Source organism: Salinicola sp. DM10 (assembly GCF_017306975.2).
In the GTDB taxonomy this organism is placed as follows: Bacteria; Pseudomonadota; Gammaproteobacteria; order Pseudomonadales; family Halomonadaceae; genus Salinicola.
This window is the reverse complement of the sequence record NZ_JAFLEN020000001.1, coordinates 1,054,553-1,068,519: the sequence shown is the minus strand read 5'-3', so window position 1 is coordinate 1,068,519 and position 13,967 is coordinate 1,054,553. Positions and strand designations below refer to the sequence as shown.

Genomic DNA, 13,967 nt, shown 5'->3' with positions numbered 1-13,967 from the left:
GGTGGCAAGAACCCAGAAGTAGTTGGCGAAAGCTCAGAGAGATGGCGAAAGCCCAGAGGTAGGTGGCGAGCGCTGAGAGATAGACGACGAACGCCGCGGTCGGCCGACCGCGGCGTTCGTCGTCTTGGGCCAGTTGCTGAAAACCAGACGCCGAGAATCAGGCGCCGAGGCTCTGGCCCATGCTGACCGGCGTGCCGGTGGGATCGAAGTCGTGGAATTGAGCCTCGCGGCCCAGGCACACCACTACCGTGGAGCCGAGCTTGAAGCGGCCCATCTCGGCGCCTTTCTCGATCACCACCGGGGTATCGAAACAGGTGGTCTGCACGCGGCCGCTGAGCGGCGTGATCTGACCCGCCCAGACGGTTTCGATGGCGGCGACGATCATCGCACCCACCAGTACCATCGCCAGCGGCCCGCGCTCGGTGTCGAACACGCAGACCAGGCGCTCGTTGCGCGCGAACAGCCCCGGCACGTGGTTGGCGGTCGCCTGGTTGACCGAGAACAGCCGGCCCGGCACATAGGTCATCTCGCGCAGGGTACCGGTGAGCGGCATGTGCACGCGGTGGTAGTCCTTGGGGGAGAGGTAGACGGTGGCGAAACTGCCCTGGCGGAACGGTGCCGCGCGGGCGCTGTCGCCTCCGAGCAGGGCATTGAGCGAGTAGGCCTGGCCCTTGGCCTGGATCAGTGTGCCGTGGTTGATGCGGCCGAAGCGCGAAAGCGTGCCGTCGGCAGGGGAGATCAGCCCCTCGCCGATAGGGCGGGCGTCGGGCTTGAGCGCGCGGGTGAAGAAGTCGTTGAAGCAGGCGTAAGCGCCGGGGTCGGGCTCCCGGGCCTGGCTCATGTCGACACCGTAGTGCTTGATGAAGTGGCGGATGAAGGGATCCTTGATCCAGCCGACGCGGCTCTCGGCGAGCTTGCCGATCAGGCGCGAGATCGCGTGCTGGGGCAGCGGATACTGAATTTTGGCGAAGAGTTCCTGGCGATCCACGGTATGACTGCCCCTCGAGTCGGAAAGGCGCACAAGGTAGCGGCCGTACCGCGCGGGCGCAATAGCCCACTGTACCGACCGCACCGCTGCGTTCAGGCGAGCCTAGGTTCTGTACGAAAAGTCAGCGAGCGAAGGCAAGACAAGGCAAAAATTGGCGAAAGCGCGCAGTTTACGGGGTGTAAATGAGCATATTACTCGCTCCGCTCGCCCTTCGGGCCGTCCTACGGACGTTCTGAACGTTGTTCAGTGAGCCGATTTTTAACGCCGCATTGCCGAGCGCAGTAGTTTTCGAACAAAGCCTAGCGCTCGACCGGCGTATCGTCCCGATTGCCCCACTCCTTCCACGAACCGGGATAGGCGCGCACCTTGTCGTAGCCCAGTGCGCGCGCGGCGAGCCAGGTCAGCCCGCTGCGGTGATGGCTCTGGCAGTGGGTGACGATCTCTTTGTCCGGCGTGATGCCGCGGGCTTCGAGTTCCGCTACCAGCTCGGCATAGTCGCGCAGGCGCAGGTCGCGCTGGCTGTCCATGACTTCCAGCCAGTCGAAATTGACCGCCCCCGGCAGGTGGCCGAGCTTGCGGTTGTCGCCCTTGAGGCCGCGATACTCGGCATCGGAGCGAGCGTCCCAGATCGCTAGATCGCGGGAGCCCAGGCGCTCGAGCAACTCCTCACGGCGAATCTGTACGCCAGGGTTGAGATACTCGGCCTGGTAGTCACTGGGTGTCGGGGCGGTGGGCGTGGTATCTACCGGGTGGCCGTCGGCGCGCCAGGCGTGTATACCGCCGTTGAGATAGGAGTAGCGCGGGTGGCCGATCAGCTCCAGCGTCCACAGCAGGCGCCCGGCCCAGCCGCCGCCTTCGTCGTCATAGGCCACCACATGGGTTTCCGGGGTCAGCCCCAGGTCCGAGAAGAGCGCGCTGAGGGCCTCGGGGGAGGGCACGTCGTTGGGCACGTCGCCGCTGCCGGCGAGCAGCCGGCGATGATCGAGAAAGCAGGCGCCGGGAACGTGGCCGTCGCGATAGCTCTCGGCCTTGAGCGGCACGTCGACGATCAGCAGATGCGCCTCGCCAAGGTGTGCGGCGAGGGTGTCCGGTTCCAGAATCAGCGGTAGCTGCGGCTTTTCCGAGCTCATGGGGGCTCCTGGCTGAGATGGGGGCTGTCTCTGGCAGAACAGCGCCCGGGTCGAGAGGCGAGGGGGTCGCCGGGTTCCTCTCATCATGGCATAGCTGCCGGAATGTGGCATAGCTGCCGGCCCCTGGTATAGCTGCCGGCCTCGGCGGATGGCGCTGTGCGGTGGATTCGATATACTGCGCCCCGCTCGGCCGCCGCCCGAGCCCTTCACGGCTTTCCAAGCCCCCGCTTTGTGTATACAAGTTGTCAGACGCGATGCGCTCGCGTGCCAACAATAATCGACTCAGCCAGGAGATTGCTGCGTGCTCGACAAATACTTCTCTCTGCGCTCGCTGGGAACCAGCCTCAAGACCGAGGTGCTGGCGGGCGTGGCCACCTTCCTGGCGGCGATGTATATCATCGTGGTCAATCCGTCGATTCTCTCCGCGGCCGGCGTGCCTTTCGCCGGGGCCCTGACCGCCACCGTGCTGATCAGCTTCTTCGGCAGCGTGATGATGGGTCTCTATGCGCGCAACCCGATCCTGGTCGCGCCGGGGATGGGCATCAACGCGCTGTTCACCTACACCATGGTGATGGGCGCGGGCATTCCGTGGCAGACCGCGCTGGGCTGCGTGTTCTGGTCCGGGGTGCTGTTCGCGGTGCTGGCGCTGTTCAACGTGCGCCGCTACGTGGTCGACGCCATTCCGGCGACGCTGCGCCACGCCATCGCCTGCGGTATCGGGCTGTTCATCACCGTGATCGGGCTGGTCAATGCACGGCTGCTGGTCTCCAACCCGGCCACCGTGGTCGGCCTGGGCGAGATGACGCCGGCGTTGCTGACCTTTCTGATCGGCCTGGGGGTGACCGCGGTGCTGGTGGCACGACGCATCCAGGGCGCGCTGATCCTGGGTATCGTCTTCACCACCCTGGCGGCGGTGCCGATCGGGCGTCTGTGGGGCGACGGCAGCGTCTATTTCCCCGAGGCGATCGCCACCCCGACGCTGGTCAACTTCCAGGGTATCTTCGCCTGGCCCGACTTCAGCGCGCTGTGGCAGGTCGACTTCAGCGGTGCGCTGGCGGTGGCCTACTGGCCGTTCATCTTCGTCATCCTGTTCACCACCTTCTTCGATGCCATGTCGACCTTCATCGGCGTGTGCCAGGCGGGTAATCTGCTCGACGAGAACGGCGAACCGCGCAATATCCGCCGTTCGATGATGGTCGACGCCTTTTCGGCGCTGATCTCGGCGCCGCTGGGCACCAGCCCTGCCAACGCCTACGTCGAGTCCGCTGCCGGCATCAGCCAGGGCGGCCGCTCGGGGTTGGTGGCGGTGGTCTCGGGGCTGCTGTTCCTGCCGTTTCTGTTCCTGTCACCGCTGCTGGCGCTGGTGCCGGCGATCGCCACCGCGCCGGCGCTGATCATGGTCGGGGTGTTCATGCTCTCGCCGATCCGCACCATCGACTGGCAGCAGTACGACGATGCCATCCCGGCGTTCGTGGCGATGATGCTGATTCCGCTCACCTACTCGATCACCCACGGGGTGGTGTTCGGCTTCCTGACCTACGTGGTGGTCAAGGTCGGTGTGGGTAAGGCGAACGAAGTGCGCCCGGCGATGTGGGTGCTGTTCCTGCTCTCGATTCTGATGCTGTTCGAGGGCTGACCCGGGCCGGTCGCGTCATTGCGGTAGAAGATCGTCGCGTATCGACGCGACGATACTGTCCATAGACCTAGCTGTCGGCCCGTAGACCTAGTTGTTGGCCCATAGACCTAGCCGTTGGCCCTTAGACCTAGCTGTTGGCCCATAGACTCAACTGTTGGCGATGTCGTCGCGGATACGCTGAAAACTGGCGAAGCGTTCGGGGTGGATCTCACCGCGTTCGACCGCCTCGAGCAGAGCGCAGCCCGGCTCCTCACGATGGCGACAGTCGCGGAAGCGACAGCGGCCGAGCAGCGGGCGGAACTCGATGAAGCCCTCGGCCAGCTCGCGCTCGTCGAGGTGCCAGAGGCCGAATTCGCGGATACCCGGTGAGTCGATCAGGTCGCCCTCGCGCGGCCGGCCACTTTCGCCGTTTTCCGGCAGCGGATAGAGGCGTGCGGTGGTGGTGGTGTGCTTGCCCTTGCGCGTCTCTTCCGAGAGGGCGCCGATGCGCAGGGTCTCGTCCGGCAGCAGACGATCGATCAGCGACGACTTGCCCACCCCGCTCTGGCCGACGAACACCGAGGTGCACCCCTTGAGCCGCGCGTGCAGGGCGTCGAGCCCATGGTCGCGCTTGGCCGAGGCTTCGATCAGCGGATAGCCGAGATCGAGATAGCGCGCCAGCATGGCGCGCACCTCGCCCGCCTGCGCCGGCAGCAGGTCGCTCTTGTTGAGTACCAGCACCGGGGCGATGCCGGTGCTCTCCGCAGCGACCAGGTAGCGATCGACGAGATTGGCGTAGGGCGTGGGCTCGGCGGCGATCACCACCAGGATCTGATCGATGTTGGCGGCCACCGGGCGCAGCTGGCCGTGGGCGTCGGGGCGTTCGAGCACGCTGTCGCGTTCGCCGCGGGCGACCACTACGCCGCTGCCGTCCTGGGCTTCGCGCCAGACCACGCGGTCGCCGGTGACCAGCCCCTCGAGATTGGCACGCAGATGGCAGCGGTGGCGCGAGACCCGTTCGCCGTCGACGGCTTCGACCTCCAGCGTGCGACCGAAGTGGGCGGCCACGCGTCCCGGGCGCTCGGCGCCGTACTCACCGCCCTCGAGGGTGCGCTCGTCGCGCGCCGCGCGGCGATCGGCACGGGCGGCGCGTTCGGCCTGGACCTTTTCCACGCGCCAGCGTTGCTGTCGGGTCAGTTTGCGTCGGCTCATCGGTGGCGTCGGTCCTCGGGTCATGGCCGCTCGGGCGGCACGGGCTTACAATGGCGGGCATTGTAGCCATCCCTGTCCGTCGTGTCCGCCCATCTCGGTCGGCACCAGGGCGGACCCCACTGGAGATAGTCATGTCGGCGACCCCCGAAGCCTCCCCGCGCAGCGACCTGCTGGTCTGGATCGATCTCGAGATGACCGGGCTCGACCCCAACCGCGAGCGCATCATCGAGGTGGCGACGCTGATCACCGACGGCGACCTCGAGCTGATCGCCGAGGGCCCGGTGCTCGCGGTGCACCAGCCCGAAGCGCTGCTCGACGGCATGGACGCCTGGAACCAGAAGACCCACGGTGACTCCGGGCTGATCGAGCGCGTGAAGCGCAGCGAGATCGATACCGCCGAGGCCGAACGGCGTACGCTCGATTTCCTGCGCCGCTACGTGGCGCCGGGCACATCACCCGTGTGCGGCAACAGCATCCATCAGGACCGCCGCTTCCTCGAGCGCGAGATGCCGGCGCTCAACGACTTCTTCCATTACCGCAACCTCGACGTGTCGACGCTCAAGGAGCTGGCCAAGCGCTGGAACCCGGCGGCGGCCAGTGGCTTCAGCAAGCGCAATACCCACCAGGCACTGGATGACATCCGCGAATCCCTGGCCGAGCTCAAGCACTATCGCCAGACCTTCCTCAAGCTGGCCGAATGAGCCCGCGTCGCTCGTCGACTTTTCAAACAGCTCCTAGGCGCTGACGATCCGCGCCTGACGCTTGTGGCGCTGCTCGGCGAGCGCCCAGCGCACGTGCTCGCGCACCAGATCCGAAGGGTAGGCCAGTCGCGCGCGCAGGGCGCCTTCGACACGCTCGCTCCAGGGCGCATTGCCCAGCCCCACGGCGAGATTGCGCAGCCAGCGCTCGTAGCCGATGCGCCGGATCGGGCTGCCTTGGGTGCGCTTGAGAAACTCCGTCTCGCTCCAGGCGAACAGCGCCACCAGCTCGGCTCGGTCGAGGTCGTGGCGCGGAGCGAAGTCGGGCTCGTCGCTGGCGCGGGTGAAGCGGGTGAAGGGGCAGAACAGCTGGCAGTCGTCGCAGCCGTAGACGCGATTGCCCATGGCGCGGCGATACTCGACAGGAATGGCGCCATGCAGCTCGATGGTCAGATACGAGATGCAGCGCCGTGCATCGATCACCTTGTCCTCGACGATGGCGCCGGTGGGGCAGGCGCTCCGGCAGCTCGAGCAGGAGCCGCAGTGCTCGCGGGCGAAGGGCGCATCCAGCGGTAGCGGCAGATCGGTATAGAGCTCGCCGAGAAAGAACAGCGAGCCGGCCTTGGGGTCGAGCAGCATGGCGTTCTTGCCGAACCAGCCGATGCCGGCCTTGTGCGCCAGGGCGCGCTCCATCACCGGTGCCGAATCGACGAAGGCGCGGTAGCCGAAAGGCCCTACAGCCGTCTCGATCTGCCGCGCCAGCTGGTCGAGGCGTTTGCGGATCAGCTTGTGGTAATCGCGGCCGAGGGCATAGCGCGAGATATAGGCGCGCTGCGGCTGCCCCAGCACGCGGGTGGTCTCCACCTCGGGCGGCAGGTAGTCCATGCGCGCGCTGATCACGCGCAGGGTGCCGGGGACCAGCTCGGCGGGGCGCGTACGCTTGGTGCCGTGCTTGGCCATGTAGGCCATCTCGCCGTGGTGGCCGGCCTCCAGCCAGCGTGCCAGATAGCGCTCATGGGTGGCGAGATCGGTATCGGTGATCCCCACCGCCTGGAAGCCGAGTTCGCGCCCCCACTGCTTGATCTGGGTGGCGAGAGCGGCGGTGTCGATCTCGGCGGACGGGGTGCGCGCGGAGCACGGGTGCTGCTCGCTCATGCGTCTTCCTGCTCGTCTCGGGTGGCTCGGGCCGCGAGCGGTGCTCGGGTGCGCTACCCTACACCAGATCTAACCGCAACGGCAGGCCGCGCGCGCCGCCATGGGCTCTTCAGGAGGCGACATGCAGACACGGATCGAGGCGAGGCCGCTCTATCTCGCGGCCCAGGTACGCGAGATGGATCGACGCGTCATCGCCGAGGGAGGCGAGGGGTTCTGGCTGATGCGCCAGGCGGGTGAGGCTGCCTATGCGCTGTTGCGTGCGCGCTGGCCCAGGGCGCGGCGACTGTGCGTGCTCTGCGGTGGTGGCAACAACGGCGGCGACGGCTATGTGCTGGCGGCGCTGGCCGCCGCCGACGGCCTGACCGTACAGCTGATCGCGCTGACCCCGCCGGATAAACTCGCGGGCGATGCGCGCCGGGCCTATGAACTCGCTGCAGAAGCCGGGCTCGATGCGCTCGGCTGGCGTGATGAGCTGACCCTGGATGGCGAGGTGATGATCGACGCCATGCTCGGCACCGGCGCCCGGGGCGCGCCACGCGGCGACGTCGCCACCGCGATCGCCCAGCTCGATGCTGCCGGCAGGCCGGTGATGGCGCTGGACGTCCCCTCCGGGGTCGATGTCGACAGCGGCCATGTCGAGGGTGCGGCGGTGCGTGCCACGCTCACGCTCACGTTCATCGCCGACAAGTTCGGCCTGCACACCGGCGCCGCGCTGGATCATGTCGGCGATTTGACCCTGGCCGATCTGGGGGTGGACGCGCCTGCCTTCACCGATCTGGCGCCGGTGGCGTGGTGCCAGGACGCGCAGTGTCTGGCCACGGCGCTGCCGCCGCGCCGCCCCAGCGACCACAAGGGGACCCACGGCCATGTGCTGGTGATCGCCGGGGCGCCCGGCATGGGCGGGGCAGCACTGATGACCAGCGAGATGGTGGCGCGGGTCGGTGCCGGCAAGGTGAGCCTGGCAACCGATGCCGCCCACGTCGCCGCGAGTCTCACCCGGTTTCCCGAGGTCATGGCCCACGGCGTTCGCGGGGGCGCTGATCTCGCCGCGCTGGTGGCGGCCGCCGATGTCATCGCGGTGGGGCCGGGTATCGGCACCGGCGCCTGGGGCCAGGCCGCACTGCAACAGGCGCTGGCTGTCGACAAGCCGTGCGTGGTCGATGCCGATGGTCTCAATCTGCTCGCCGCCCGCGAGTCACCGACTCGGCGCGACGCCTGGGTGCTGACGCCGCATCCCGGCGAGGCCGCACGCCTGCTCGGCTGGAGCACGGCGGCGGTGCAGCGTGACCGGCGTGGCGCGGTGATCGCGCTGCAGCAGCGCTGGGGTGGCTGCGTGGTGCTCAAGGGCCCCGGGACGCTAGTGTACGACGGCGAGCGACTCGACCTGTGCCCTTACGGCAACCCGGGGATGGCCAGTGGCGGGATGGGCGATGCGTTGACCGGCATCGTCGCCGGTCTGCTGGGGCAGCTCGGCGAGCCGGCAAGGGCGGCGCGGCTGGGGGTGCTGATCCATGCCCTGGCCGCGGACGCGGCGAGCGCCGCTGGCGGTCAGCGTGGTCTGCTGGCGAGTGATCTGGCATCCTATGCGCGACGCTTGGCCAACCCCTGACGGCCGGCAGCGTGCGCCCTGGCGGTTACGCCGCAGCCACGCTGCCGCCGCCGCTCTACCGCGGCCGTTCCTTGACTCGAGGCCGCTGCGTGATGCGGCCCGAACTTTGACGAAGTTAGTGCAACCATGCCGATCCTACTGCAAGACGAAGCCGCCCAGGTGGCCTTCGGCGAATCCCTGGGACACGCCCTCGCCGGGCGCGGCCAGATTCATCTGATCGGTGAGCTGGGCGCCGGCAAGACCACGCTGACGCGCGGTATCCTGCGCGCCCATGGTCATGCGGGGGCGGTCAAGAGTCCCACCTATACCCTGGTCGAGCCCTACGAACTGGGCCGCTACCGGGTCTACCATTTCGACCTCTACCGCCTCGGTGATCCCGAGGAGCTCGAGTTCATGGGCGCCCGCGACATGCTGGACGACAGCGTTCTCAGCGTGATCGAGTGGCCCAGCCGCGGCGCAGGATGGCTGCCGCGACCCGATCTCGAACTGCACCTGAGCCTGGCCGAGAGCGGGCGCCAGGTCGCGGCGGTAGCGCACACTCAACATGGACGTGACGTGCTGGCCTCGCTGCCGGCGGCGTTGAGCGACAAGGAAGAGGCATGCTGAAGGATGTGGCACACAGGGACACAGCGTCAGTGGGCGCGGTAGCCGGCACGCCGGCGCGCGGCTGGCGTCGCTGCGGCGGCGCGGCGCTGCTGGCGCTCGGTTGTCTGCTGCTGGCACTCGTCTGTCTGCTGCCGACCTCGGCGGCGCAGGCGGCCAAGGTCAATAATCTGCGGCTGTGGTCGGCGCCCGACCACGTGCGCCTGGTGTTCGATCTCTCGGGGCCGGCGCAGGCCAACGTCTTCACCCTGGACAATCCGCGCCGGGTGGTGATCGATCTCGACAGCACCCAGCTAGACGTCGACATCGACAAGCTCGACCTCGACGCCAGTGCCATCGACAAGGTGCGTACCGGGGTTCGCGAGAGCGGCGGGCTGCGCGTGGTGCTCGACGTCAATCGGGCGGTGGTGCCCAAGAGCTTCACCCTGCCGCCCAACAAGCAGTACAGCGACCGTCTGGTGGTCGATCTCGACTATCCCGGCGCCAGCGCCGTGGCCGATCCGATCGATCCCATCGAGGCGATGATCCGCGATCAGGAGATCGCCGCGCAGCGGGCGCAGAAGGAGGCGGTGGCCGAGGGCAATCCAGAGCAGGCCGATGCGGTCGCCGCCACGGTGGAGGCGCAGCCGCATCCCAAGCGCGACATCATCATCGCCGTCGACCCTGGGCACGGTGGCGAGGATCCGGGGGCGATCGGCCCCAACGGCACGCGCGAGAAGGACGTGGTGCTGGGGATCGCGCGCAAGCTCAAGCAGCGCTTCGACCAGACCCCGGGGTTCAAGGCCTTCATGACCCGTGACAGCGACTACTATGTCGGCCTGCGCCAGCGCACCCTGCTGGCGCGCCAGCAGAAGGCGGACTTCTTCGTCTCGATCCACGCCGATGCGGTGCGCAGCCGGCAGCCCTCGGGCAGCTCGGTGTATGCGCTCTCCCAGGGCGGGGCGACCTCCGAGACCGCGCGCTGGCTGGCGGCGAGCGAGAACCAGTCGGATCTGATCGGTGGCGTCGACGGCAATCTCAGCCTCGACGACAAGGATGAGGTGCTGCGCGGCGTGCTGCTCGATCTGACCATGACCGCGACCATGAACGACTCGCTGGCCACCGGTGGTCAGGTGCTCGACAAGCTGGGGCGGATCAACAAGCTGCACAAGTCCAAGGTGGAGCAGGCGGGCTTCGTGGTACTCAAGTCGCCGGATATCCCCTCGCTGCTGGTGGAGACCGGCTTCATCTCCAACCCCCGGGAGGAGGCGGAGCTGCGCTCCTCGAAGCATCAGGCCGAGCTCGCCCAGGCGATCTACGCCGGGATCGTGGCGCATTTCCGTCAGCATCCGCCGCCCGCCAGCCTGCTGGCGTGGCAGCGCGATCAGGGGCGTGGCAGCGCCAGCAACGAGTACCGGGTGCGCGCCGGCGATACCCTGTCGCAGGTGGCGGCGGGCCACGGCATTAGCATGCGCGCGCTGAAGCAGGCCAATGGCCTTGACAGCGACATCCTGCGCGTGGGTCAGGTGCTGACGATTCCGTGAACAGGCGATATCGGACGAGGAGAGCTGACAGATGAGCGAGGCGTCACGTATCCGCGTTCTCGACCCCCGCCTGGCCAACCAGATCGCGGCGGGGGAGGTGGTCGAACGGCCGGCCTCGGTGGTCAAGGAGATCGTCGAGAACGCCATCGACGCCGGTGGGCGGCGTATCGAGATCGAGCTGGAGTCCGGCGGCACGCGCCTGATCCGGGTGCGTGACGACGGCAGCGGCATCGGCGAAGAGGATCTGCCACTGGCGCTGTCGCGCCACGCCACCAGCAAGATCGCCTCGCTCGATGACCTCGAGGATGTCGCCAGCCTCGGCTTCCGCGGCGAGGCGCTGGCCTCGATCAGTGCGGTGTCGCGGCTGGAGCTGATCTCCAACGCCGCTGACGACCCCACCGGGGGGTGGCGGGTGGTCGCCGAAGGCCGCGAGATGGCCCCGAGGGTGACGCCGGCACCGCACCCCCGCGGCACCTCGGTGCTGGTGCGCGATCTGTTCTTCAATACGCCGGCGCGGCGCAAGTTCCTGCGCACCGAGAAGACCGAGTTCGGACACGTCGAGGAGGCTTTCCGCCGCCTGGCGCTGTCGCGCTTCGATATTGCCTGGCTGCTGCGCCACAACCAGAAGGTGGTCCATCAGCTGCCGGCGGCGGCCGATGATCAGCGCGGTCACGAGCGCCGCATCGCCGCGCTGCTGGGCAAGCGCTTCATCGACGAGTCGCTGCATCTCGACCTCGAGGCTTCCGGTTTGCGTCTGTGGGGCTGGGTGGGGCTGCCCACCCACTCGCGGGCCCAGGCCGACCAGCAGTACTTCTTCGTCAACGGGCGCGTGGTGCGCGACCGCCTGGTCGCCCACGCCATCCGCCAGGCCTACCGCGACGTGCTGTTCAACGGTCGCCATCCGGTGTTCGTGCTCTATCTCGAACTCGATCCGCGGGTGGTCGATGTCAATGTGCACCCGACCAAGCATGAGGTGCGCTTCCGCGATGGGCGTCTGGTCCACGACTTCCTGTTCTCGAGCCTGCATCGCGCGCTGGCCGAAGTGCGCCCCAACCCTCAGGGCGTGGCCGATGCCGATGCGCAAGCGTCCGCAGGCGTGGATAGCGGGGAGGCACGGCAACCGGAAGGCGCGCCCGCAGGGGGCGATGACGCGGCGCTGCCGGCATGGCAGCAGCAGCGTATGTCGCTCTCCGGCCAGCACGAGCGCAGCGGTGCGGGTAGCGGCTACGCCCCACGCCAGGACGGCAGTCCGCGGCCGCCGGCCCAGCGTATCCGCGAATTCATGGCCGGCTACCACGCCCTGCACCCGGATCATGAGTCGACCCTGCTCACGCCTCGGCAGGCGGCAGACGAGACCGCGGTAGAGGCGGCGGCAGAGGGCCCCGGTGGCAGTGCCGCCGCGCTCGCCAGCAGCGAGCGCCCGGCGCCGGACGTCGCCACGCTGGCGGCGCACGACGATACCCAGGCACCGCCTTTGGGCTATGCGGTGGCGCAGCTGCATGGGGTCTATATCCTGGCCCAGAGCGAGCGCGGCATGGTGATCGTCGACATGCACGCGGCCCACGAGCGCATCGTCTACGAGCGCATGAAACAGCAGATCCACGCCGGCGCCCTGGATGCCCAGCCGCTGCTGGTCCCGGTCTCGATCGCCGTCGGTGCGGCCGAGGCGGAGACCGCCGAACGCGAGCGCGAGGCGTTTTCGCGCCTGGGTGTCGAGCTCGATGCCGCCGGCCCGGAGACCTTGCTGGTGCGCCAGGTGCCGGCGCTGCTCGCCGATGCCGATATCGAGCCGCTGATCCGCGACATGCTCGGCGATCTCGAGCGCTACGGGCGCTCCGACCGCTTCGAGACGCACATCAACCAGCTGCTCGGCACCATGGCCTGCCATGGCAGTGTGCGCGCCAACCGCGCGCTGACGCTGCCGGAGATGAATGCGCTGCTGCGTGATATGGAGCGCACCGAGCGCAGCGGTCAGTGCAACCATGGCCGTCCGACCTGGACCGAGATGTCGATGGCGCAGTTGGACAAGCTGTTTCTGCGCGGCCAGTGAACCGTTCTGTAGAGATCATACGTGACCCGAGATGACCGCCCGACGGCGATCCTGCTGCTGGGGCCCACCGCCGCCGGCAAGACCGACACCGCGATCGCGCTCCACGAGCAGTGCGGCTGCGAGCTGATCAGCGTCGACTCGGCGATGGTCTATCGCGGCATGGATATTGGCACTGCCAAACCCAGTGCCGAGGAGCTGGCACGCGCGCCCCACCGGCTGATCGATATCCGTGATCCGGCCGAGCGCTATTCGGCGGCGGATTTCCGTGAGGATGCCCTGAGCGCCATGCAGGCGATCTCTGCCGGCGGCAAGACGCCGCTGCTGGTCGGTGGGACCATGATGTACGCCAAGCGCCTGGTGGAGGGGGTGGCCGAGATGCCGGCAGCGGACCCGGTGCTGCGCGAAACGCTGCGCCAGCGCGGTGAGACGCACGGCTACGCGGCGCTGCACGCCGAGCTGGCGGCGGTCGACCCCGAGGCCGCGGCGGCGATCCATCCGCACAACCGCCAGCGTCTGATCCGGGCGCTGGAGGTGCAGCGGGTGAGCGGCATCGCGCTGAGCGAGCACTGGCGTCGGCAGCAGCGGGAAAACTTTCCGTGGCGACTGTTGTCCATTGCTCTCGCACCCGCCAATCGCGCCGAGCTCCACCGGCGCATCGCGGTGCGATTCGAGGCGATGCTGGATGGCGGATTCATCGAGGAAGTGGCTACATTGAAACAGCGGGGTGACCTGCACCTCGATCTGCCTTCCATGCGCAGCGTCGGTTATCGTCAGGCGTGGGAGCATCTCGACGGCGCCTACGACCGCGACGGCCTGCGGTCGCGAGGGGTGGCAGCAACCCGCCAGCTGGCCAAGCGCCAGCTGACCTGGTTGCGGCGCTGGCCCGAGCTGGTCTGGATCGACAGCAGCGCGCCGGACGCGCTGGCGCAGGTCGTGAAAATCGTGCGTGCCCATGGGAGTTAGCGTAAAATAGGAAGCTTCGTCACGACGATGGCGAGCGGCGGTCGCTGCCGCGCCACGCTGCCGGAACCGAGTGCGGCGTCGCCGACAACAGAACAGCAAGTCAAAAACAGTATGGCTCATCTCGCCAAAGCGATGAGTTTTCACATTATGGGAGAGCAACATGTCCAAAGGGCAGTCCCTTCAGGACCCGTACCTGAACATCCTGCGCAAGGAGCGCATCCCGGTTTCCATCTTCCTCGTCAACGGCATCAAGCTGCAGGGTCAGATCGAGTCCTTCGATCAGTTCGTCATCCTGCTGCGCAATACCGTGAGCCAGATGGTCTACAAGCACGCCATCTCCACGGTCGTGCCCTCCCGTAACGTCCGGTTGCCGCCGCAGGACCCCAATGCAGCGCCCGGGCTCGACAATTGATCGAGAGGT

12 protein-coding genes are annotated in these 13,967 nt (G+C 67.8%); 8 read left to right on the top strand and 4 right to left on the bottom strand.

All coding sequences use genetic code 11. The features are described 5' to 3' along the window. Positions 1 to 157: 157 nt before the first annotated feature. Entirely contained in the window at positions 158 to 988 is an 831-nt protein-coding gene (gene asd, locus J0A90_RS04735; RefSeq protein WP_207031135.1) for an archaetidylserine decarboxylase, read from the bottom strand. Between the two features lie 299 nt (positions 989 to 1,287). Continuing rightward, positions 1,288 to 2,118, bottom strand: coding sequence for a sulfurtransferase (locus tag J0A90_RS04730; RefSeq protein WP_207031133.1), 831 nt, complete (start codon positions 2,116 to 2,118; stop codon positions 1,288 to 1,290). 301 nt (positions 2,119 to 2,419) lie between these two features. On the opposite strand from J0A90_RS04730, the gene J0A90_RS04725 reads away from it, so the two are divergent. After that, positions 2,420 to 3,754, top strand: a complete 1,335-nt coding sequence (locus tag J0A90_RS04725) for an NCS2 family permease (RefSeq protein WP_207031131.1) — start codon at positions 2,420 to 2,422, stop codon at positions 3,752 to 3,754. Between the two features lie 147 nt (positions 3,755 to 3,901). Here the strand turns inward: J0A90_RS04725 and rsgA are convergent, their stop codons facing one another. Next, a complete protein-coding gene (gene rsgA / locus J0A90_RS04720) occupies positions 3,902 to 4,945 on the bottom strand; it encodes a small ribosomal subunit biogenesis GTPase RsgA (protein ID WP_207031129.1) in 1,044 nt (347 codons plus the stop codon). Positions 4,946 to 5,076: 131 nt separating this feature from the next. Here rsgA and orn point away from each other — a divergent pair, with 131 nt between their 5' ends. Beyond that, positions 5,077 to 5,646: an oligoribonuclease gene (orn, locus tag J0A90_RS04715; RefSeq protein WP_207031119.1), complete on the top strand. Its 570-nt coding sequence runs from the start codon at positions 5,077 to 5,079 to the stop codon at positions 5,644 to 5,646. Between the two features lie 33 nt (positions 5,647 to 5,679). Here orn and queG read toward each other — a convergent pair whose 3' ends face one another. Further along, positions 5,680 to 6,798 (bottom strand): tRNA epoxyqueuosine(34) reductase QueG, encoded by a 1,119-nt coding sequence (queG, locus tag J0A90_RS04710; RefSeq protein WP_233076495.1) that lies wholly within the window; start codon positions 6,796 to 6,798, stop codon positions 5,680 to 5,682. A gap of 121 nt (positions 6,799 to 6,919) precedes the next feature. On the opposite strand from queG, the gene J0A90_RS04705 reads away from it, so the two are divergent. The 6 genes from J0A90_RS04705 (at position 6,920) to hfq (ending at position 13,958) form a co-directional block, all read left to right on the top strand. Next, positions 6,920 to 8,407, top strand: a complete 1,488-nt coding sequence (locus J0A90_RS04705; protein ID WP_207031117.1) for an NAD(P)H-hydrate dehydratase — start codon at positions 6,920 to 6,922, stop codon at positions 8,405 to 8,407. A 126-nt stretch (positions 8,408 to 8,533) separates the two neighbouring features. Next, a complete protein-coding gene (tsaE, locus tag J0A90_RS04700) occupies positions 8,534 to 9,013 on the top strand; it encodes a tRNA (adenosine(37)-N6)-threonylcarbamoyltransferase complex ATPase subunit type 1 TsaE (protein ID WP_207031114.1) in 480 nt (159 codons plus the stop codon). Further along, positions 9,007 to 10,533, top strand: coding sequence for an N-acetylmuramoyl-L-alanine amidase (locus tag J0A90_RS04695; RefSeq protein ID WP_207031105.1), 1,527 nt, complete (start codon positions 9,007 to 9,009; stop codon positions 10,531 to 10,533). The genes tsaE and J0A90_RS04695 overlap by 7 nt, the downstream gene beginning before the upstream one ends. 31 nt (positions 10,534 to 10,564) lie before the next feature. After that, positions 10,565 to 12,583 carry a DNA mismatch repair endonuclease MutL gene (gene mutL / locus J0A90_RS04690; RefSeq protein ID WP_207031103.1) on the top strand — a complete coding sequence of 673 codons (2,019 nt, stop codon included), beginning with the start codon at positions 10,565 to 10,567 and terminating at the stop codon, positions 12,581 to 12,583. Between the two features lie 21 nt (positions 12,584 to 12,604). Continuing rightward, positions 12,605 to 13,546, top strand: coding sequence for a tRNA (adenosine(37)-N6)-dimethylallyltransferase MiaA (gene miaA, locus J0A90_RS04685; RefSeq protein ID WP_207031100.1), 942 nt, complete (start codon positions 12,605 to 12,607; stop codon positions 13,544 to 13,546). A gap of 160 nt (positions 13,547 to 13,706) precedes the next feature. Continuing rightward, positions 13,707 to 13,958 (top strand): RNA chaperone Hfq, encoded by a 252-nt coding sequence (gene hfq, locus J0A90_RS04680; protein ID WP_035469968.1) that lies wholly within the window; start codon positions 13,707 to 13,709, stop codon positions 13,956 to 13,958. Positions 13,959 to 13,967: the final 9 nt, after the last annotated feature.

Bases quoted from the DNA above. Each gene is read 5' to 3' on its own strand.
- J0A90_RS04695 (WP_207031105.1), top strand. From the start codon at position 9,007: ATGCTGAAGGATGTGGCACACAGGGACACAGCGTCAGTGGGCGCGGTA.
- mutL (WP_207031103.1), top strand. From the start codon at position 10,565: ATGAGCGAGGCGTCACGTATCCGCGTTCTCGACCCCCGCCTGGCCAAC.
- rsgA (WP_207031129.1), bottom strand. From the start codon at position 4,945: ATGAGCCGACGCAAACTGACCCGACAGCAACGCTGGCGCGTGGAAAAG.
- queG (WP_233076495.1), bottom strand. From the start codon at position 6,798: ATGAGCGAGCAGCACCCGTGCTCCGCGCGCACCCCGTCCGCCGAGATC.
- J0A90_RS04730 (WP_207031133.1), bottom strand. From the start codon at position 2,118: ATGAGCTCGGAAAAGCCGCAGCTACCGCTGATTCTGGAACCGGACACC.
- hfq (WP_035469968.1), top strand. From the start codon at position 13,707: ATGTCCAAAGGGCAGTCCCTTCAGGACCCGTACCTGAACATCCTGCGC.
- tsaE (WP_207031114.1), top strand. From the start codon at position 8,534: ATGCCGATCCTACTGCAAGACGAAGCCGCCCAGGTGGCCTTCGGCGAA.
- orn (WP_207031119.1), top strand. From the start codon at position 5,077: ATGTCGGCGACCCCCGAAGCCTCCCCGCGCAGCGACCTGCTGGTCTGG.
- J0A90_RS04705 (WP_207031117.1), top strand. From the start codon at position 6,920: ATGCAGACACGGATCGAGGCGAGGCCGCTCTATCTCGCGGCCCAGGTA.